Raw genomic sequence first — 21,093 nt, 5'->3', positions numbered from 1 at the left:
GATAAAGCTAACTGGAATTCCGATTGGTTTCACTTAGTATCTGTATAGCCTCCCTGTCACTTACCGCCCTGAAATCTTCATAGAATTGCCCCACTGCGCTAAAATTTTGGGGCGTTTCTAGACAGATCACCTTACTGATCTCAGGGGAAGTCTTTAATTTTTGTATCGATGATGGAGGCCCTACCGGGATTGCGACAATAATTTCCCGGGGATTTTGCTTGCTCACTAACATTACCGTACTTAATAGGGTATTCCCGGTAGCGATCCCATCATCCGTTATAATGACTATTTTATCTTTCAAACTAACCGATTTTGCACTTTTATGATATTCTTTGTCTCTTTTGCGAAGTAATTCCCTTATTTTATTTGTCTGCGAAGAAATATAGTCTTCTGAGAAGTCTGCTTTGGAACTCAAGGTGATATCCTCCAGACTTACGGCTCCAATAGCAAACTCCTTATTATAAGGATGTCCTATTTTCTTGGATAAAACTACATCCAGAGCTGCACCAAGTTCTTTAGCAAGGACAGCCCCGATTGGAAGTCCCCCTCTTGGAATGGCCAGTACTACTGTCTCCTTGCCCTTGTAGTCTGCCAACTCGCGGCTCAATTGTACTGCTGCATCTATTCTGTCGGTAAACATCCCTGAGATTTTGACCTTAAGATATTGTAAAGATTTCTCCCTGAAAATGATAAAAGTCAATCTTGTTGGGGTATGATTAAAATCATTATTTTTTATGGCCTAAAAGTTTAATTTCAAGGGTAATTAAATTGCTGTATTATGGAAAATTTTAGAAAAAGACCCAAAGGGGAATTTATAATTCAAGCAGATTGGGATCAGCTCTATTTACTCACTCAACACTGGGAATCTGATCTGAAATTCTTTAGAGATGATCTGAGTTTTCTCAATAAGCTTATCGACAAATACTTTATTTGGATAGACAATCAGGAGAGTATTAATGCAGTATCTAAACTTAAATTGGAACTTCAGGAAATTCGTTCCCGTTGTCAGGACCTGCTTCATAAAACTCAAAAACACCGAGAACAGCTGGGAATAATGATAGAATCGGACAGTGAAGATTCCAGGATTTTTCGTCTTGAGCACGAACACCTTGAAAATGAGGTAACAGATTTTGTGAAATCCTTTAGAAAAAACAGGAAGGAGATCTTTACCATAACTGAATACCTAAAGGATACCGAGGACTTTTCTGATATTAAATAAATAAACTCGGCAGTCCATTCTATCCAAGACAGGATGGAATTTTTTACAGGAACTCAGGCCTGGAAGCCTTTTTTACTTTTTTTCTTATCATATTTTCTGGCAAACCTCCTGGTTCCGGACTTTCGCTATAGGTTTCCATTATTAGTCTTGCCATAAGATAACATACTGTCGATTCCGCCCCTTGGTTTAAATTCACATTCTCTTTTTCTAACCCATCGCCACAACCTCCGGTAACTGGATTGTAAATAATACGATCAAGATGATTGTCGCCAATAAACCAGTTGAAAGCTTTTTCCATTTTTCTTTTGTAACCCGGGTTTTTAAAATTTTGGTAAAAAAGATCGAGGGTTTGTATTGTGTAAGCTACATCAATTGGCTGCTCTCCATACTTATGGGGCTCTTTATTTTTATGGTGCCATCCTTTGTTGGAAATGACCCTGAATTCACCACTATAATAGATTTTGGATAAAAGAAATTCAAAGGATTCCAGGGCCGTTTTTTTATAAACCTCTTTTCCTGTGGTTAAATAGGCTAGCAGCATGGCCTCCGGGATGATGCTGTTAGCATAGGTGAGGTATTCTTCAAACCATTGCCAGTCCTTTTCCCTATGGAGATCATAGCTGCTTATAAGGTTTTGCGCTAAATTTTCAATAGTTCTCTTAAACTCTTGGTCATCATAGCTTTCCAGGTACAGGTATAACCCTTTTATGGTAAAGGAGATGGAGCGGGGTGATAAAATACCGGGTATCCAGGACCTTGCTTTATCCACAACTTCTTTTGCTCTTTTTACATATTCCGGAGGGAGATTATAGGCCTGACTAACTACATGACCAAGTGCCCAAATTGCCCGCGCATTAGAATCTTCCAGATTTACATGATCATTTTTTATGTGAACTTTATTATGTTTATCGATATAATTTACAAAACTACCAGACTTGGTCTGGCATCTTTCTATGAATGATAAATAGAGGTCTATATAATTAAGAGCCTCCCTGGTCCTGAAAATATTATAATGCATTAGCATAACAATAAGTGCTCTCGCATTATCATCGAGAGTGTATCCGGAATTCGGATCAGGGATACTTATTTTGGAAAATTGTATCATTCCTCGGGAAGTGCTAAGTCTTTTTAGGTGATCTAGCTTGATAGTGGGCCTGGAAAATTTAAGAGGTTCATTTTTGTTTAAAACATTCTGATATACCCTTGCATGTTTAATGGCTACGTTATCCCAAATACTGGAACTGGTTTTGGTATAGGCCTGCAAAGCCATAAATTCCCGTAATTTTTTATCAGATAGTAGTTTTATGGCGGCTTCTGATAACTGTTTGTGATTACCAATTTCAATAAGGATCCCGAGTTCATGGTTAAGAATTTCCTTAGTGTGAGGATTGGCCGTAGCAATAATTGGGCAGGCGCAACTCATGGCATAAGAGAAAGTACCGCTGACTGCCTGGTTTGGATCTTTGGATGTAAATAGGTAAACATCGGTGGCCTGGAGGAATTCCAGAAGCTGGTTCAGTTCGAGATAGGAATCAAAAAATTTCACATGTTCTGAAAGTGCCAATTGGTTTACCAGACTTTTTAAAAAATTTCTATAATCATCCTTATTATTTTTAATATTTCCAGGGTGGGTTTTCCCCAATATCAGGTATAATACCTCCGGGTTTTGTTTTATGATTTCCGGCAAGGCATATAAAGCAGTTTCAATGCTTTTTCCCGCTCCCAGTAAACCGAAGGTTGATAAAACAAGCCTCCCTTCTAAGCCATACTTTTTCTTAACCTCTTCCGAGGATGTCCACTCAACCATATGAGTTCCATGCTCAATTAGCACTAGGGTTTCTTCCGGAATTTCATAATCTTCCACTAAAATCTTAACTGATTGATGTGTCATGACAAAAATTTGTTTGGAGTACCCCGCCAGTTTCTGAACAACCAGTTTTAATTCTGGATTGGGCCGTGGAAGCACTGTATGGAAGGTGATTACTACCGGTTTATTGAACTTTTCGAGAAAATCGAATAGATAGTCGCCGTAGACTCCACCAAAAAGACCAAACTCATGCTGAATATGAATTAATTTAACTTTAGTATCTCTGTTAATTTTCTCCGCAATACGAACATAATCCTTTCTTTTCTCTGAGTTGAAGTGATAAGAAAATCCAGGCTTTTGGTCCTTCACGATTTCTAGTTCTCTGCATTGAAAGCTATTTCCAAATTTTCGCTGAATAGATTGCATAGTATCGGTGGTGTAGGTAGCTATGCCGCAAGTAGTGGGCGGGAAAGTGGACATAAAGAGGATTCCAGAAGTATTATTAACCTTATTCATTCTAAGTGCTGTTTTAATTCATTGAGCAAATCTTTTAATTTAACGGAGGCTACAGCAATGCAATCGTCTCCAGCCCCGTAATAGATATACAAATCGTCTTCAAAAATGGCAGCACCAGTAGGAAATACCACATTGTTAACTATTCCTTTTTGTTCATATTCCTCGGTAGGTGAAAATAGAGGCGCTTTCAATTTGGATATTACTTTTCTGGGGTCTTGATGGTCGAGCAGTGCTGCTGAGGCATGATAGATCAACCCAGTAACAGTAGTCTCCACCGCATGGTAAATAAGAAGCCAGCCCATTTCAGTTTCGATAGGGGGACAACCAGCTCCAACGTGGCTGCATTCATAATGGTATCTTGGTCTTAAGACAATATGATCACGGAGGTTTCTTATATAGTCGCGCCAAAAGGCGCGACTAAGGTCTTCCCTTTCTTCAAAATAGAAAATCTGTATGGAAGGCCACAGACGGTGGAGGACAGCAAACTTTCCATTTATTTTTTTCGGAAAGAAAATGACATTTTTATCCCAGACATAAATCTTACCTTTCATTAATTCATTGAGCTTATATCGCACGAAGAGTTCATAGAACAACAGGTGTTTTTCGCTGATTTTCTCGAAGTTTTCCCGGATGAGTTCCGAATATTCTTCATAATTAAATACAGGAGTGAGTATACCCTGGCGTGTAAAATTCTTCAGGTCAATAGAGGTGGCATAAGCTCCAAAAACATTGATGCCGTCAAAGGCGGAATAAGTAAGGTAATACGTGTCATCTATTTTGGTGATGCGGGGATCTTCCGTCCCCTGGAATTCATAGTTTTCCGTAGGGAAAAATACAGGTGAGGTGTTCCTTTTCACAACATCCAGAGGACCATTCAATTGGCAATAACCTAAGCTCGAATAGTTGCCACTGCGGACAGCGCGGTAAAAAACATGTACGGTATCCCCCTCTTTTATTACCGCAGGATTGAAGACCCCTTCATTCTCAAAGTTATGGGGAGTCTTTTCCAGTATTATTCCATGTTTTTTAACTTCCAACGGCATTATCAGGTAGATTTTATAAGAGGTAAAAATGAATAAAAATACCTTTTAAAGCTATGATATTTATCAAGTTATATTTTTATCAGTACAATAATGTTTTGTTAAAAAAGAAAGCTTACTTAAAGTGAAATATAGCTGATGCCGGTCATATTAATTTCAGTGATCTAGGAGTAAATTAGAGTAATTATTAAAACATCTACTATGCATATTAATATACAGTTTGTCAAGATTAAAAACAGCGATGCTTTAACCTTATTCATCAACCAATTACTAGAGAAATTAAATATTAAATATGATTGGCTAATCCGGGCCGAAGTTTTTATCAAATGGGAAAGCCAGGCGATAGGAAAGGATAAAATTTGTGAAATAGAACTTAGTGCTCCGGGTCCCAGAATTTATGCCCAGGCCAGAACAGATAATTTTGAATTAGCCGTCAAAAATACCGTAGCAGAACTTGAGCGACAACTTAAAAAACGAAAAGCAGTTTTTCAACATCATTAGTTTGTTTAGGTGTTAATTTTTGAACCCGGCGCGAGTCGGGTTTTTTCTTTTTCAAGACCTAAAACAAGTATTCATTGTATTCCCATATTTTATAAATAAACAGTAAAAGGAATACTACCGCAACCAGAAATTCCATAAAGGTGGAGGCCAGCAAGCCCACAAAAGAACCAAAAGCCGCTCTTGTTGCTGATCGAGAATCGCTATTACGAATGATCTCACCAATAAAAGCTCCAACAAAAGCACCAATGACGATTCCAAAAGGAATGGGAGTGAAGATCCCAATAACCAGCCCAATTGTTGCACCCCACATCCCGGTCTTACTTCCCCCATATCTTTTTGTTCCCATTGCCGGAATGACCAACTGGAGCATATAAATAAGTAGGGCTATGACCAAAGTTACTCCAAGAAAAACATAATTCAGAGGAATCGATGGGGCGAGATAAAACATTAACAAACCCAACCAGCTCACCGGTACACCTGGCAATATCGGAAGAAAACTACCTAGAATTCCTGTTACAATTAAAATTCCTCCGAGTATAATAAAAAGTAAATCCATAGTGCAAATGCTATATTGTTTGGAAGTTACGAATTAAAGCAAATTTTAATATAAATTATTTTCAACTAAATAATTAGGTATAACTAATTAATTAGTTTATATTAGCATCATCAAAATCATAAGTTATTTTCTGATACCTGAACAACCAGAGACACAGAAATTACTAAAGTATTCAAATGAAACAACTCACTAAAGCAGAAGAAGAGATTATGCAGATCCTCTGGAAGCTGGAAAAGGCCAATGTGGCGGCGATAATCGAAGAAATGCCTGAGCCAAAACCTGCTTACAACACGGTCTCAACAATAGTCCGTATCCTGGAAGATAAAGGATTTGTTGATCACCAAAAGAAAGGGAAAGGCTATGTGTATTTCCCGCTGCTGAAGCGGGAGACATATAGCAACCAGAGCATTAATAAACTTATGAATTCCTATTTTAACGGGTCTTTAAAAAGTATGCTTTCGTTCTTTATGAAAAATAACGATATAAGTACTCAGGATTTGGAGGAAATTTTAAAGGAAATCGATAAAAAAGAAGACTAATGGTGCAATACCTCCTTCAGGTCATATTATTTCAGTTAGCCTTTTTACTGGGGTATGAGGTTTTATTCAAAAAAGAAACCTTTTTTAATGCGAACCGAGCTTATCTCTTACTTAGCCCGGTCCTAGCCCTTTTTCTTCCTTTTTTGAAAATTGAAGGTTTGGAGCAATTGTTTCCTGTGGAAACCATTCAGGGTATGACCTTGATAGACTTGCCGGAGGTTTTTATTGGAAATCAGCCGTCAGCAAAAGGAGGATTACCGGAAGTTCTATTACAGGATAAGAGTTTTCAAATTAATTGGTATCTGGTAGTTTATTTTGGCGGAGTCTTCATGAGTACTCTTTTGTTTTTTAAGAAATATCAAAGCCTTAACCGGCTCTTTAGATTTAAGAGAATTTCAGTGGAAAAAACCTTTAGAATCATTGAAATTCCTAACTCTAAAATAGCCTGCACTTTTTATAAGACTATTTTTCTGGGCGACGGACTGCCTAAGGAGGATAGGGAACAAATTCTTTCGCACGAGATCGTGCATGTGAAACAAAAACACAGTCTGGACCTGGTTTTCTTTGAACTGCTGAAAATTATCTTCTGGTATAATCCACTTATTTATATTTTCCAGCATAGGATCGCTGCCTTGCACGAGTTCATCGCCGATGCAAGCGTGGTTAAAACTGTACAAAGGCGCAATTATTACGAGCAATTGCTCAATACCGCCTTTAACAGTCAGAATATATCATTTATCAATCAATTTTTCAAACATTCATTAATCAAAAAACGAATTATTATGTTACAAAAATCCAGATCAAAATCAATTGCAAAATTCAAGTTTCTTCTCATCGTTCCACTGTTGCTAATTATGCTGACCTATGTGGCCTGTTCCGATAATTCTCAGGTAATAGGCAGGGAGCAATCCATTGCAGAACAGCTGGCTGATATTCAAAAAGCTCTAGACCAAGGGCAGGAATTGAATGAGGAAGAAGTAAGACAATTGGCTGAAATTATGGCAACTGCAAAAGGATATGTTCCATCATCTTCGACAACCTCAGAAAAGGTGGGTTACAGCTCTGGCAAGGATGTGCCATTTGCAGTAATTGATGAAGTACCTGTTTTTCCTGGATGTGAATCACTCACGGATCAGGAGGAAAGAAAAAAATGCATGAGTTCAGGGATTGCTGACTTTGTAAATTCCAATTTTAAGGTAAAGGAAATGCGGGAGTTTGCAGAAATTGGTTTAAACCGGGTAATCGTTCAGTTTAAAATTGATGATGCCGGCCGTATTGCCGAGGCCAAGGCCCGTGCCAAAAGTCCTGAACTAGAAGCCGAAGCGCTGCGAGTGATAAATGCCTTGCCTCAAATGCAACCTGGAAAGCAGCAGGGAAAAGAGGTTGGAGTTATGTATTCCTTACCTATTGTTTTCCAGGTAGAGGAATAAAATTTCAAAATATCATAAGTATAAAAGAACTTGTCTGAATAGACAGGTTCTTTTTTTTGCACACTTTTTTCCTGGAGTGTTTTTCTTTTCTCAACTATCTCAGGGACCCTTTAACGGTTAGTGCTGATATTTATATCTCAAAAAAATAATATAACCCCTTGGTTGCGGTGACTTTCGTCACTCCAAAAGTACCTCCTTAAGGCTATCTTTAATAAAGCATTATAGATCAGTCTTTTTGCTTAACTAAAAAATTGGGGCCATGAAAAAACTTTTACTCTTTTTAATTATTCCAGCGTTATCTTCCGGCTCATCGTGGGGTCAAGAAAGCATATTTCCATATAATGAAGGATTTGAAGAAATCATCATTATGCAAAATGAGGAATTTATACCCAACTGGTCTGGAAATGCCGTTGATGGAATTCGAATTTTTCAGGAAGAACTTTTTACCCGATCAGGTGCTTATTCTTTAGGTCTTTGGCCTGTGGTAGAAGAAGGTGAAGATCAGGAAGAAGTGGAGGTCTTTGCACAAGTTCGTCTCGATCTAAGTGGTTTGGAGAATGTTGCAGCCAATTTCTGGGTGGCTACAAGGTCAACCGGGGATATGAAACACGTTAAGCTTTTTATTCAACTTTCTACAGACGGCGGTTTAAGCTTCGGTCCCAAGATCTTAATGGGTTCAGAACACCGGGGTTTTAATAATGTGGATGCTGATTTTATGGAATTTACTTATGCATTGCATCCAGAGGCATTTGATAATAGTGAAGTGGTATTGCGATTCCTTACTAAAGGGGGTGCCCGGAGCGGAACAGTTGCAAAGGTACTAATAGATGACGTTTTTATCTACGCAGCAGAAGAGGATATATTTCCTCCTATCTCAATCGAACCCAGACCTATAAGTGTTGATAAAATACAAATTGAATTCAGTGAACCGGTAAACAGCACAGCCCTTAATATAGGAAATTACAGTTTAAATTCTGTAGCACTTGAAGGTATGGTTGAACCTTCATCGGAAGGGGATGTGGTTGTGCTTAATTTAGCCACTCCAATTGCAATTGGAAAATATTATGAATTCGGCATAGCCAATGTTCAAGATCTGGCTGGAAATGTAATGGAGCCCATGACCTCTGATATTATTTACAACCCGTTGAAGGAAGGACTTGTAATAACCGAGATTATGTATGATGAACCTCCTAAGGAACAAAATGATGACCTTGAATTCATCGAATTATTTAATATCACTGACCAACCGATAGAGCTAGGAGGTTTAAGAATTAAAGGCGGAATCACCAGCGGCCGATTACCAGAATATACCCTGGAACCTGGTGCATTCTGGATAACAGCCAAGAATGCCACCGCTTTCACCGATTTTTTCGGTATCCCTGCCTATCAGTGGCATGGGGCTAATTTGAGCAATGATGAACCTGAGACCATCTATATTATCAATACAGATCATCATTCTGATATTCGTGTTGATCTCGTTACTTATAGTGTGGGCTCACCCTGGCCGGAAGGTGCTGCAGGAGGGGGGTACGCCATGGAACTCTGTGATGCTACTCTGGACAATAAGGATCCGGCTAACTGGAGTGAATCCACTCTATATGCAGGCACTTATAAAGGATATGAAATATATGCCAGTCCAGGAAAAGCCTGCTGTACCTCAGAGATCCTTGTCAGTGCAGGCCCTGATAAGATAGTTTATACCGGTTTGCCTGAAAAATTTAATTGCACCGAAATATCTCTTATGATCTCAGGAGGATCACCGCCTTATTCCTACCACTGGATCTCCCATTCAGAATTGGCCGGGCCTGAAGTGGAAGTATGTCCAGAGATTTCCACGACCTATTCCGTAATTGTAACTGATTTAAAAGGCTGCTCAAGTACAACTCAAACTACTGTCCTGGTAGCAGATATCTCCGAAAAGAGAAAGATCGAGTTATGTTATGAGGGAAAAACACTTTCAGTGCCTTCAGCTGCAGTTAAAACCTTTCTTGCCAAAGGAGCATTGCTGGGTGTTTGTGGAGATGATACAATCACGTCCAATTTTCGCGATGACCTTGTGAAGATCAATATATTTCCAAATCCCTCTGATGGGCCTCTTACTTTGGTATTTCAAACCTTATTTGATGGAAATGCTTCCGCTGAGGTCTTTAACCTTTCCGGACAGAAAATGGCCTCACTTTTTTATCAAGAGGTCTCACCAGATAGAGAATATGCTTTCGAACTCTCTACTGAAAACTGGCCAAGCGGGTTTTACCTTTTTGTAGTAAAAACTGGAGGAACTACTATTTCTCGACAATTTATTGTAAAGTAATACTATTTTGTTGAATCAAGAGACCGGGATCATTCCCGGTCTCTTCATTTTACTTACTTTTGTCTAAAGTCAAAGTGCAGTTTGCTAATGAAAAGAACTTTACTCTTTTTTTTCTCGATTCTTTTATTTGCCTGTAATTTCGAAACCAAAAAGATATCTTCGGAAGAAGTACTGGAACTTGAATCCCAGACTCTTAACTGGAAGGAAGTAGACGAATATCCCGCTTTTGAAGATTGTCAGGAGGAAACTGAACTCGAAGCAGCCAGAAGCTGTTTCGAGCGGGAAGTAGCCGAAAATGTATATGCTTATTTGGCCAGGCAACAGCCTGTGGTTACCGAAGCTATTAACGATACCTTATTGCTTTATTTGAAAATAAGTAAGGAAGGCCGTCCTGAGATTGATTCAGTGGCAATTGACTCTACTACTACCAAACAATTACCCGAAATCAGAAAGTGGCTAACTCAAAGTATTGATTCCTTGCCAAAGATTTATCCTGCCAGTAAGCGAGGTATCCCTGTTTCTTCGGTATTTAAAATGCCGATAGTCATAAAGGCGGAATAGAAGTATTATACCCCAAGGATCAATTCATCAACTTCGGAAAGCTGTTTTTCCTTGTAATCATTTAGGAGATTGGATATGAGTATCCCTATAGCATCATGGCGTTCTTGTGCTTTTGCCATAAATTGAATTTTACTCCATCCCCTAATATCGCATACCATCATTCCTTTGGCATCCCGAATGGTTTGTGCCGATGCTACATAACGAACCGGGAAATCGATAGTCGACATTGCCAGTTGTGTTTTTTTACTCTTTGTCATCATTTATTTTTTTGTAAAAATAAGCTGATAATTTCCATTGGTTGTTACCGCAATATTAACGTAATCTGAAGTGAAATTTAAGGATTGTAAACACTCAAGAAATTCCATTAGGGCTCAAAACAACTGCCTATTACTACCTTCCATTTTCGAATCTCCGTTTTAGAAATGAGGTCGTTTTGAACATAAGGATCTTTTCTGGCAAAATCAGCTACAATTTTTTCCGATTCAGCTTTAAAGATTAAAATAGCCCCATCGGTTGGATCTTCTACGGCACCAGCAAGAATCAAAAGACCGCGTTTAGCATAGTCCTTTGCAAGTTTTAAATGCTCTTTACGATATTTTTCCCGTTCCTGAAGATATGTAGGAATGGTTTTGTACTTAAGGATATAATATGGCATAGATTTTAATTTTTAAGGTTAATTATATTATTTTCTAAAATTTCTGCCCTTCCATTGATATCCGGAAATAAGGGCTTTTATGGCTACAAAAGAGGAGAAGATTGGATAGACCAGACTGCTCCAGAAATAACTGTGTAAGACCTCTTCCCGTTTAAAGAATTTTGCAGATAGGTATATAAGGGCAAAATCAACATTGAATTTTAAAAGAAAAATAATCAAAACAGGATAGTAGGACCAGATTTCCAAAAAAGTCATAGTTGCGCCAAAGAGAAGGCCAGCGTTCATCAACAACACAGTAATACCTGAAAATTGAGAAAACAGGCTTTGATAAGCAGGTGCCTTGGTAGCCCATCGGATGCGTTGCAAAATCAATGAACGAAGACTTTTCTGAGGTTGGGTATGAACGATGGCCTCCGTGCTTTTTAGAAAAGCTACTTTATAATTTAAATTTGAAAATTTCTGAAGCAGGAATACATCGTCTCCGCTGGCAATTCCATCATTACCCCTAAAGCCTCCTGCTCTCTTAAACATTTCCGTTTGATAACATAAATTCGCCCCATTACACATAAAAGGTTTGTTTAATCCGAAAGCACCGGCTGTGGCAGCCTGGAGGCTTAAGATATCGAGCTCTTCAAAGACAAGAAAAGATTTTCTGTTTTTCTTGCTTCCAGTTGGTTGTACTCGAGAGATTGCAACCGGGCCTGCTACCAATTGACAGTTGTTTTTTAAAAGAAAATCATTAAAGGTCTGTAACCAGAATTCCGGTACCTGGCAATCTGCATCAGTGGTGAGAATATAAGGGTAGTTGGCCCTTTTTACCGCAGTTGTTATTGCATCTTTTTTAGGAGAATTTGACTGACGATCATTTTGCAATACACCTATGTTAAGCCTTGGATGTTTTCGCCGAAATCTCTCGCAAATTTCTAAAGAGTTATCTTCAGACTCATCGTTAACCAAAAAGATTTCAAATTTATCAGTGGGATACTTTAATTCGACCAGAGATTCGAATAATAAGGGTAATTTTCCAGCCTCATTCCTAAAGGGGATAATGATTGAAAACTGAGTATGTGCAGGAGAAAAGTCCGGAGTGTACACTGGTATTTGTCTCCAACCATAGCTCAAAGAGACTACCAGAAGGAGGTAAGCGATACTTATGATTATGAAAATTATCATTGGGCCATAGAATTCCTTAGCTTTGCCTGGTAGCCCGAAATTACGTAATTTTTGAAGGTATTAAACCCCAACAGCGATTTTGAAGAGTGAGAAAATCATTTTAGGTATAGACCCAGGGACGACAATTATGGGATTCGGCCTTATTAAGGTAGAAAATAAAAAGATGCAATTTTTGCAACTAAATGAACTGCAACTCAGTAAATATTCTGATCCCTATATTAAATTAAAGCTCATCTTTGAACGTACCATTGAGCTTATTGATACTTATAATCCCGATGAGATTGCCATTGAAGCTCCTTTTTTTGGTAAAAATGTCCAATCTATGTTAAAACTTGGTCGAGCACAAGGAGTAGCAATGGCCGCGGGGCTATCCCGGCAGATACCGATCACGGAATACCTTCCCAAAAAAATAAAAATGGCCATCACCGGAAATGGAAATGCAAGTAAGGAACAAGTGGCAAGGATGTTACAAAGCCTGCTTAAACTGAAATCTTTGCCCAAAAATCTCGACTCAACCGATGGGCTAGCCGCGGCAGTATGCCATTTCTATAATTCAGGTCGTACCGAGATCGGCAAAAGCTACACAGGATGGGAGGCATTTGTTAAACAAAACCCGAATAAAATAAAATAGGTTTCACCTTTTAAAATCAATAGAATGGCTGGTATATACATTCATATCCCCTTTTGCAAACAGGCCTGCCATTACTGCGATTTTCATTTCTCCACCTCCTTGAAAAAGAAAGATCAGGTAGTGGGAATGCTTTGCAGGGAATTGGAATTGAGGAAGGATGAACTGGCAGATGCAGAGATTCAAACGGTTTATTTCGGAGGGGGAACACCCAGTCTGCTGTCCGCAAAAGAACTCGAAAAGATCTTTGAAAGCATTTATTCTAATTACAGCATTGCAAAATCGCCGGAAATCACTCTCGAGGCCAATCCAGATGATCTTTCCCTGGAAAAAATAAAAATGTTGGCTGCATCAAAAATAAATCGGCTTAGCATCGGGATTCAGTCTTTTTTCGAGGAGGACCTCAGGTTTATGAACCGCGCTCATAACACGGAGGAAGCCCTGAAAAGTATTCGATTGGCTAAAAAGTATTTCGATAATATTTCTATAGACTTAATTTACGGGGTGCCCGGAATGAGCGATGATCGATGGAGAGAAAATCTTAAAATTGCTCTGGATCTTGGTGTTCCACATATTTCCAGTTATGCCCTTACCGTTGAGCCAAATACCGCCCTCCAGAAATTCATCGAAAAAGGAAAGGTAAGACCGGTTGATGATGAAGCAGCAAGACGACATTTTGAAATTCTAGTTGAAACACTTACAAAAAACCAATTTGAACATTACGAATTTTCAAACTTCGGAAGACCTGGTTATTTTTCAAGGAACAATACTGCATATTGGTTAGGCAAACCCTACCTTGGTATTGGTCCATCAGCCCATTCCTACAACGGTGATATCAGGAAATGGAATATAAATAACAACAGCCTTTACATAAAGGCTATTGAGAAAGATAAGCTTCCACAACAAATCGAAGAACTTTCCATAGCGGACAAATTCAATGAATATGTGATGACTCGTCTGCGCACCAAATACGGTGTTTCGCTTGAGGAGGTTGATGAAAAATTCGGGAAGCATTATAGACATCATCTACAAAAAAATGCGGTGTCACTTAAACAAAAAGACCTTCTGGAGGAGCGGGCCGGAATTTATCACATTACCGATAGGGGGAAATTCCTGAGTGATGGCATTGCCGCTGATCTATTCTACTTAAGCTAAAACCAGGTGATAATCCTCAAAATTATTTCTATGTCTTTTCGTAATTTTACCGGATGCTGGCCAATATTCAATATAAAGATAAAACCTACCATATAGATCTTTCCAAACCGCTGGATATTTCCCTGGGTTTACGGGGGGACTCTAAAAATCCCGTGGCATGGTATTTAGGAGCTCCGGAAATTGAACCGGTTAAAGATGGAGATTTTATAGGGAAGGTTTCAGAGGGAGCTCCTGTGAATTTTAATACGATTAAATTCAATCCTCACGCCCATGGGACACATACAGAATGTGTAGGGCATATCTCACCTGAATTTCATAGCATTAACCATACTTTAAAGAAATTTTTTTTCACGGCAAAACTCATTTCGGTGGTCCCTGAAAAATGGCTGGAGGACTTGGTAATCACCCAGGAAATCCTAAGTAAGTATTTTCAGAAGGATGAAGCTGAAGCATTGGTAATAAGAACACTACCCAATTACGTTGAAAAGCGCAGCCGAAAATATTCCAATACTAATTGGCCTTACCTTACCGAAGAGGCTGCGACTTACCTGCGAAAATGCGGTGTCCAGCATTTGCTTATAGATTTGCCTTCGGTAGATAAGGAAAAGGATGGAGGAAAACTTCGTGCCCATAAAGCCTTCTGGAATTATCCCAAAGACACCTGTTTCTATGCAACGATCACCGAGTTGGTATATGTGCCAAATTCCATTGCCGACGGAGATTACTTGTTAAACCTGCAGCATGCCTCCTTTGAAAATGATGCTGCACCTTCCAAACCTGTTTTATATAAAATTCAGTAATAATGAGATTGATTCTAAAGCTTGAAGAACTTGTGATGTTGCTTCTGGGAATATTTGCATTCAGTTTGCTTGATTTTTCCTGGTGGTGGTTCCTGTTGTTATTTTTTACTCCCGATCTGGGGATGTTGGCCTATTTCTTCGGAAATAAGTCTGGGGCGATATTATACAATATTTTCCATCACAAGGGACTCGCCATTTTTTTATGGATTTTAGGTTTTAACTTCGAGAATCAAATTGGTCAATTATTAGGCGTAATTTTGTTCGCGCATGCCTCATTCGATAGATTGTTTGGTTACGGGTTGAAATATGAAACCGGTTTTAAATTTACGCATTTAGGTGAAATTGGAAAGTGAGAAATTCACCCACAGCATGTCCCGATTTGAAATGAGGGGAATGGAAAATTTATGGATATCGAGATTTTTAGAAATTACTGTCTTAGCAAAAAAGGGGTGACAGAATCACTCCCCTTTGGTCCGAATACCCTTGTTTTTAAAGTTATGGGGAAGATGTTTGCCCTGGCAGCTCTTGATGAAATTCCCTTAACTGTAAATCTGAAATGCGTTCCTGGGCGTGCAGGGGAATTGCGGGAAACTCATGGAAGCCATATACTGCCAGGATATCATATGAATAAAAAACACTGGAATAGCCTTATCTTAGACGGATATTTAAAAATAAACCTGGTCTTTGAACTCACGGATCATTCTTATGATCTAGTGGTGCAGGGGCTTTCCAATAAACAAAAACAGGAACTCGAAAATTTAGAATGAAACAAGTTTTAGAATTTTATATAGGTCAGAAGCAGACCCACCAGTTTAAACTTAATCAATTATCTCGGAAACTTCTTTTTTCAAGTTTATTAAGATTATTGGTCTTTTTGATCATTTCCTTTTCGATTTATTATTTCTTTGGAAATATGAATGTCCTGGTCCCCTTGGTAATTGGGGGAATAGCACTTTTTCTCTTTCTGGTCTCACGTCATAGCGATCTCAAAGATAAAGCCGATAAGGAAAAAGAACTTATCTGGATCAACGAAATGGAAATTGAAATCCTGAAAACCCGGAATTTCCAGGATCTTCCCGAAGGAACTGAGTTTGAAGAGCCTCAGCATCCTTATAGTCAGGATATCGATCTTTTTGGAAGGGGCTCTTTCTTTCAGTATCTTAATCGAACGGCGCTCTATGAAGGCACAAAAAAACTTGCCGGGATCTTCACTGAAAATTCGATCGATGCTATCTGGCAGAAACAGCAAGCCATTAAAGAGCTTGAACAAAAACCTAAATGGCGACAGGAATTCACTGCCCTGGCCCGGTTAGTAAAAACTGAAACTCCTTCCAAAACCGTGTGGCAATGGTTGAAAAAGTACAAAACCTTTGTGCCCGATTATATAAAATGGTTGCCGCAGGTTTTTTCTGTCTTATCTCTGTTAGTGATTGTTGGTTATTCCCTGGATTATTTCCAAGGAATCCATCTTTTTCTCTGGTTTCTAGCCGGACTCCTTTATACGGGAGTCTACCTGAAAAAGATTAATTTACTTTCAGGCAGTTTAAGCAAAGTTCAGGATACCTTTCATCAGTATCACCATTTGCTGTCTTTATTGGAAAGAGAAGAATTTTCTTCAGATATGCTGCAAAAGAATCAGCAGCTTATCCGTACAGAAAGGAAGAAAGCCTCGGCAATTTTCAGGGAGTTTTCAAAAGCTATAGATGCCTTGGATCAGCGCAGCAATATGTTGTTTGGTATTTTCGCTAACGGATTTTTGCTTTGGGATCTTAGACAGAGTTATAAATTGGAACAATGGATCCTTACCTACCGCCAGTATGTTGAGCATTGGTTTGAGGTAATAGAGACAACCGATGCCCTGAACTCTCTTGGGAATTTTTCCTTTAACCATCCAAATTATGTCTTTCCGGAAATCAATCCAGGAGGAAAAGGTATTTCAGCAACAGCCCTGGCTCATCCATTATTGGATCCCGAAAAACGAGTGGCTAATGATTTCAGCATAAATAATGAGGAATTTTTTATTATTACCGGAGCCAATATGGCGGGGAAAAGTACTTTTCTGCGCACTGTTTCCCTGCAGATCCTGATGAGTAATATCGGTCTGCCTGTTTGTGCCGAAAGTTGTACTTATTCACCAATAAAGCTCATTACCAGTATGCGCACGAGCGATTCCCTGAGCGATGATGAATCCTATTTCTTTTCCGAATTGAAACGGCTTAAATTTATCGTAGACCAAATCAAAACAGACCGTTATTTTATCATCCTCGATGAAATTCTGAAAGGAACCAATAGTAGTGATAAGGCTACGGGTTCTAAGAAATTTATCAGAAAACTTGTCAAATCAAAATCTACAGGCATCATTGCCACCCATGATCTGAGCCTTTGTGAGATCACTACAGAATTACCTCAGGTAAAAAATCATTACTTTGATGCCGAAATTGTAAACGATGAGTTGTTTTTCGACTATAAATTCAAAGATGGAATTTGTCAGAATATGAATGCTTCCTTTTTGCTTCGGAAAATGGAAATTGTGGATGATTGATATAACAATTCTAGAGGGAAACGAGCAAAACTTTTTCTTTGTTAAGAAAAGCAAAGTTAAATACCTGTTTCCAGAAGCTTTGATGAGAGAGAATCCCATCCTGTAAAAAAGAATTAAAAGAAAATGGATTCATTAACACAGATAGTGCTTGGTGCGGCCGTAGGTGAAGCAGTGCTTGGTCGAAAAGTAGGGAATAAAGCAATGTTCTATGGTGCTATTGCCGGTACTATTCCCGATCTGGATACCTTTGCCGGCGCTTTTACAGACACTATAACCGCCATTGAGTGGCATCGTGGCTTTACGCATTCAATAGTGTTTTCGCTAATATTTGCCCCCGTTTTTGGTTGGCTGATTTCGAAGATTGAGAGGAAGTCAAATGCGAATTGGAAAAACTGGGCCTGGCTAATGTTCTGGAGCTTGGTCACTCACCCACTGCTAGATGCTCACACTACTTGGGGCACACAACTTCTATGGCCGCTAGAGATTAGGTTGGCCTATAAGAATATCTTCGTGATAGACCCGCTTTACACTTTGCCGTTTCTGGTTTTTCTTATTTTAGCAATGCGGCAAAAGCGGGATTCTCCAAAGCGTAGGAGATATAATAATCTAGGATTGATAATCAGCAGTATCTATTTGCTAATTATTACCCCCAGTCTAAAACTTTATACCTATAATAAATTTACCGATGCCTTGATAGATAAGGAAATCGCTTATAAAAAGATCGAGACCAAACCGTCCCCGTTGAATACCATTTTATGGACGGCTAATGTGGAGGTCGAGGATGCTTACCTTATTGGAGATTATTCGCTGTTTGACTCGGAACCTATCAACTTTGTGAAATATCCCAAAAATCATCATTTATTAGGTCAATGGAAACAGCGCAGAAATGTGCAACGGCTTATAAAAATCTCTGAAGGTTGGTACACGATCACGGAAAACGATGGGGAATTATATTTTAATGATCTTCGTTTTGGTACCCTGGATCCTTTTCCACGAGCTGACTCTGAATTTGCCTTTAACTATAAATTAGTTGAAGAAAAAGGAGAAATTAAAGCTGAGGAAACTCCCAAAACCCGAGGAGATGCGAAACAATTAATGACCCAATTAGCAGAACGCATTATGGGGAATTAGAACTAAAATGAAATGCTTTCTTATATTTATCTCAAATCGACTCAATCATGAAAACCAGACTTCAATTCCTCTATCTTATCATGGTAATTTTTTGTGGGAATTTCCTTTTGGCTCAAAGCGAATCGGCAAAGCTCGATACCATAATTCACCAGGTTCAGAGTCATGAATTCTACGATAGGCAGGAATTTCCGCTGGGGCTTTATACTGAGGAAAATTATAAAAATCAGGCCGAATTTGCTGAAAAACGAATTGTAGAATTACGGCAGATCCATACTGACTCTCTCAGCGAAACTGATAGAATATCTCTGGAATTGCTGAAATTCAAATTGCAGGACGATGTCGATCAATATAAGTACGAGGCCTACCTTAATCCGCTGCTCTCTGATGCGGGATTTCACCTTAGTCTGGCCTACCAGGTTCGAGATCTCAACAATTATTCCCAAGTAAGAGCTTATCTAAACAAACTCAATGCGATTCCGGCTTATGTCGACCAGCATTTAGTTTTATTACGGAAAGGGCTTGAAAAAGGGATCACTCAACCACGGGTGATCTTTAAGGGCTATGAATCCACCTATAATGATCAGCTCGTCGAATCACCACGGGAAAGCTATTTCTTCGAGCCTTTTGAAAACCTTCCTCGCAGCCTTTCAGAAGCACAGAAGGATTCGGTTTTAAATGCTGCTGAGATTGCTATTTCCAAAAATGTAGTGCCGCAATTTAAAAGAATAAAGGATTTCTTTGAAAAGGAATACCTGCCAAGGACACGTACCAGGCTTGGAGTTTCACAAATTCCAAATGGTAGCAAGTATTATCAGAACCGATTGAATTACTATACCACTCTTGATCTTTCCGCAGAGGAGGTGCACCAGATCGGTCTCGATGAGGTGGCCAGGATCAATGCCGAAATGAAAAAGATCATAAACGAAGTGGATTTTGAGGGTAGTTTTGAGGATTTCATACACTTTTTAAGGACTGATGAGCAGTTTTATGCCGAATCTGCTGAGGAACTTTTAAAAGAAGCCCGAGACATCGCCAAGCGCATTGATGCGAAGCTTCCAGCTTATTTTAAAACACTACCGCGAAAGCCCTATGGAGTTGCCCCGGTGCCTGATGCGATTGCTCCGAAATACACTACCGGAAGATATATTGGTGCTTCAGATGACACCCAACCCGGATATTACTGGGTAAACACTTACAATTTATCAAATCGGCCTCTATATGTATTGCCATCTCTCACCGCTCACGAGGCAGTGCCCGGTCATCACCTGCAAAATGCCCTGAATGCCGAACTGGGGGACAGTATTCCAAAGTTCCGAAGAAATATGTATTTATCTGCCTATGGGGAAGGCTGGGGCCTTTATTCAGAAACTCTCGCAGGGGAAATGGATATTTACCGGACTCCTTTCGAACGTTTTGGAAAACTTACTTATGAACAATGGCGAGCCTGTAGGCTGGTGATTGATACCGGAATTCATGCAATGGGATGGAGCAGGGAAGAGGCTGTTGAGTATTTTAGAAAAAATACTGCTCTTTCTTTGCATAATATCAACACTGAAGTGGATCGCTATATTTCCTGGCCAGGGCAAGCGGTGTCTTACAAGATTGGTGAGATAAAGATCCGTCAGCTTCGCAAAAAAGCAGAGGAAACACTTGGTGCCAAATTCGATGTGAGAGCCTTTCATGAGGTGATCCTTGAACAAGGGGTGGTTACCCTGCCAATTTTGGAGCAAAGGGTCAATGCTTTTATCGAGAAAAACAGGAATTAGGAATTGCTACTGATTTTTTTTGATGGTATTCATCCTTTACAGAAATATTGCCATGGTAAAGCTTAACTTCGCGGCCTGAAATAAGTCTGATGAATTTAGAAATAGAGATTCGACAGCGCAGCGACTCCACCTGTGAGCTTTGCGCCAAAAAGGAAGATTTAAGTCTTTACACCCACGAAGGTTTTCCAGGAGAAGAATTGGACGGTAGTTTTATGATCTGTTCAGTTTGTAAAACGCAACTGGATAATCCTGAAATAGCTGATCCTAATCACTGGCGTTGCCTTAATGATTCGATGTGGAGTACGGTACCGGCCGTGCAGGTCTCAGCCTGGCAAATGTTAGATAACCTTAAGAGTGAAGGTTGGCCGCAGGACCTCTTGGATATGATGTATATGGATGATAAGCTTAAAAGCTATGCCCAGTTGGGACTTCGAAAAGAACCTGAGACTTCGAAGGTGTTACATCGCGATAGTAACGGAACTCTAATTGAGGCTGGAGATACCGTTGTCCTTACCAAAGATCTTAATGTTAAGGGAAGTAATTTAATCGCAAAAAGAGGGGTGGCTGTACGCCGGGTTTCCCTGGTTCACGATAACCCGGACCAGATAGAAGGAAAAGTAGGGGGACAACTAATCGTGATCCTAACGAGGTTTGTGAAGAAAGTCTAAAAAAAGGGCTATCTATAAAGTAATTAAAACATCATTCTCTGCCAGAGGCTTCCCGGATTAATTAGTCTCTTGGTGAGCTTGAATCAAGTTAGAAT

General features: G+C 39.4%; 22 protein-coding genes. 15 read left to right on the top strand and 7 right to left on the bottom strand.

Annotated features, from left to right (window positions below; translation table 11 throughout):
- Positions 1–7: 7 nt before the first annotated feature.
- On the bottom strand, positions 8–640 hold the full coding sequence (locus ACW6NC_RS00210) for a phosphoribosyltransferase (protein ID WP_457862912.1): 633 nt from the start codon (positions 638–640) through the stop codon (positions 8–10).
- A 138-nt stretch (positions 641–778) separates the two neighbouring features.
- Between ACW6NC_RS00210 and ACW6NC_RS00205 the strand changes: the two genes are divergently transcribed.
- Positions 779–1,219, top strand: coding sequence for a hypothetical protein (locus ACW6NC_RS00205; protein ID WP_457862910.1), 441 nt, complete (start codon positions 779–781; stop codon positions 1,217–1,219).
- Positions 1,220–1,262: 43 nt separating this feature from the next.
- Here the strand turns inward: ACW6NC_RS00205 and ACW6NC_RS00200 are convergent, their stop codons facing one another.
- Positions 1,263–3,542, bottom strand: coding sequence for a glycosyltransferase (locus tag ACW6NC_RS00200; protein WP_457862908.1), 2,280 nt, complete (start codon positions 3,540–3,542; stop codon positions 1,263–1,265).
- On the bottom strand, positions 3,539–4,585 hold the full coding sequence (locus ACW6NC_RS00195; RefSeq protein ID WP_457862906.1) for a glycoside hydrolase family 130 protein: 1,047 nt from the start codon (positions 4,583–4,585) through the stop codon (positions 3,539–3,541). Before ACW6NC_RS00195 ends, ACW6NC_RS00200 begins: the two co-directional genes overlap by 4 nt.
- A 198-nt stretch (positions 4,586–4,783) precedes the next feature.
- Between ACW6NC_RS00195 and ACW6NC_RS00190 the strand changes: the two genes are divergently transcribed.
- Positions 4,784–5,083 (top strand): HPF/RaiA family ribosome-associated protein, encoded by a 300-nt coding sequence (locus ACW6NC_RS00190; RefSeq protein ID WP_457862905.1) that lies wholly within the window; start codon positions 4,784–4,786, stop codon positions 5,081–5,083.
- A 58-nt stretch (positions 5,084–5,141) separates the two neighbouring features.
- Here ACW6NC_RS00190 and ACW6NC_RS00185 read toward each other — a convergent pair whose 3' ends face one another.
- Positions 5,142–5,639, bottom strand: coding sequence for a DUF456 domain-containing protein (locus ACW6NC_RS00185; protein WP_457862903.1), 498 nt, complete (start codon positions 5,637–5,639; stop codon positions 5,142–5,144).
- Positions 5,640–5,815: 176 nt separating this feature from the next.
- Between ACW6NC_RS00185 and ACW6NC_RS00180 the strand changes: the two genes are divergently transcribed.
- The 4 genes from ACW6NC_RS00180 (at position 5,816) to ACW6NC_RS00165 (ending at position 10,480) form a co-directional block, all read left to right on the top strand.
- Positions 5,816–6,178, top strand: a complete 363-nt coding sequence (locus ACW6NC_RS00180; protein ID WP_457862902.1) for a BlaI/MecI/CopY family transcriptional regulator — start codon at positions 5,816–5,818, stop codon at positions 6,176–6,178.
- Positions 6,178–7,608 carry a M56 family metallopeptidase gene (locus ACW6NC_RS00175; RefSeq protein ID WP_457862900.1) on the top strand — a complete coding sequence of 477 codons (1,431 nt, stop codon included), beginning with the start codon at positions 6,178–6,180 and terminating at the stop codon, positions 7,606–7,608. The genes ACW6NC_RS00180 and ACW6NC_RS00175 overlap by 1 nt, the downstream gene beginning before the upstream one ends.
- A gap of 259 nt (positions 7,609–7,867) precedes the next feature.
- Positions 7,868–9,919 carry a lamin tail domain-containing protein gene (locus ACW6NC_RS00170; RefSeq protein ID WP_457862898.1) on the top strand — a complete coding sequence of 684 codons (2,052 nt, stop codon included), beginning with the start codon at positions 7,868–7,870 and terminating at the stop codon, positions 9,917–9,919.
- A gap of 87 nt (positions 9,920–10,006) precedes the next feature.
- Positions 10,007–10,480: a hypothetical protein gene (locus tag ACW6NC_RS00165; RefSeq protein ID WP_457862896.1), complete on the top strand. Its 474-nt coding sequence runs from the start codon at positions 10,007–10,009 to the stop codon at positions 10,478–10,480.
- A 5-nt stretch (positions 10,481–10,485) separates the two neighbouring features.
- Here ACW6NC_RS00165 and ACW6NC_RS00160 read toward each other — a convergent pair whose 3' ends face one another.
- The 3 genes from ACW6NC_RS00160 to ACW6NC_RS00150 form a co-directional block, all read right to left on the bottom strand.
- Positions 10,486–10,740 (bottom strand): hypothetical protein, encoded by a 255-nt coding sequence (locus ACW6NC_RS00160; protein ID WP_457862894.1) that lies wholly within the window; start codon positions 10,738–10,740, stop codon positions 10,486–10,488.
- 104 nt (positions 10,741–10,844) lie between these two features.
- Positions 10,845–11,135 (bottom strand): YciI-like protein, encoded by a 291-nt coding sequence (locus ACW6NC_RS00155; RefSeq protein WP_457862893.1) that lies wholly within the window; start codon positions 11,133–11,135, stop codon positions 10,845–10,847.
- A 27-nt stretch (positions 11,136–11,162) separates the two neighbouring features.
- A complete protein-coding gene (locus ACW6NC_RS00150; protein WP_457862891.1) occupies positions 11,163–12,308 on the bottom strand; it encodes a glycosyltransferase in 1,146 nt (381 codons plus the stop codon).
- 79 nt (positions 12,309–12,387) lie between these two features.
- Between ACW6NC_RS00150 and ruvC the strand changes: the two genes are divergently transcribed.
- The 9 genes from ruvC to ACW6NC_RS00105 all read left to right on the top strand — a co-directional run bounded on the left by ruvC (position 12,388) and on the right by ACW6NC_RS00105 (position 20,998).
- Complete coding sequence (gene ruvC, locus ACW6NC_RS00145; RefSeq protein ID WP_457862889.1) at positions 12,388–12,939, top strand: crossover junction endodeoxyribonuclease RuvC; 552 nt, start codon at positions 12,388–12,390, stop codon at positions 12,937–12,939.
- A 24-nt stretch (positions 12,940–12,963) separates the two neighbouring features.
- A complete protein-coding gene (gene hemW, locus ACW6NC_RS00140; RefSeq protein WP_457862887.1) occupies positions 12,964–14,091 on the top strand; it encodes a radical SAM family heme chaperone HemW in 1,128 nt (375 codons plus the stop codon).
- Positions 14,092–14,144: 53 nt separating this feature from the next.
- Positions 14,145–14,891 (top strand): cyclase family protein, encoded by a 747-nt coding sequence (locus ACW6NC_RS00135; protein ID WP_457862885.1) that lies wholly within the window; start codon positions 14,145–14,147, stop codon positions 14,889–14,891.
- A 2-nt stretch (positions 14,892–14,893) separates the two neighbouring features.
- Positions 14,894–15,244 (top strand): DUF4260 domain-containing protein, encoded by a 351-nt coding sequence (locus ACW6NC_RS00130; RefSeq protein WP_457862883.1) that lies wholly within the window; start codon positions 14,894–14,896, stop codon positions 15,242–15,244.
- Positions 15,245–15,295: 51 nt separating this feature from the next.
- The gene (locus ACW6NC_RS00125) at positions 15,296–15,658 is read left to right on the top strand and encodes an MmcQ/YjbR family DNA-binding protein (RefSeq protein ID WP_457862881.1); all 363 of its coding nucleotides are present in this window, start codon (positions 15,296–15,298) and stop codon (positions 15,656–15,658) included.
- Positions 15,655–17,433: a MutS-related protein gene (locus tag ACW6NC_RS00120; RefSeq protein ID WP_457862879.1), complete on the top strand. Its 1,779-nt coding sequence runs from the start codon at positions 15,655–15,657 to the stop codon at positions 17,431–17,433. Before ACW6NC_RS00125 ends, ACW6NC_RS00120 begins: the two co-directional genes overlap by 4 nt.
- Positions 17,434–17,556: 123 nt before the next feature.
- Positions 17,557–18,564 carry a metal-dependent hydrolase gene (locus tag ACW6NC_RS00115; protein WP_457862877.1) on the top strand — a complete coding sequence of 336 codons (1,008 nt, stop codon included), beginning with the start codon at positions 17,557–17,559 and terminating at the stop codon, positions 18,562–18,564.
- 47 nt (positions 18,565–18,611) lie between these two features.
- On the top strand, positions 18,612–20,330 hold the full coding sequence (locus ACW6NC_RS00110; protein ID WP_457862875.1) for a DUF885 domain-containing protein: 1,719 nt from the start codon (positions 18,612–18,614) through the stop codon (positions 20,328–20,330).
- 89 nt (positions 20,331–20,419) lie between these two features.
- Positions 20,420–20,998 carry a PhnA domain-containing protein gene (locus tag ACW6NC_RS00105; protein WP_457862873.1) on the top strand — a complete coding sequence of 193 codons (579 nt, stop codon included), beginning with the start codon at positions 20,420–20,422 and terminating at the stop codon, positions 20,996–20,998.
- Positions 20,999–21,093 lie beyond the last annotated feature (95 nt).

This window comes from Salegentibacter profundi, assembly GCF_054121475.1.
This window is presented reverse-complemented; position numbering and strand designations above follow the sequence as displayed.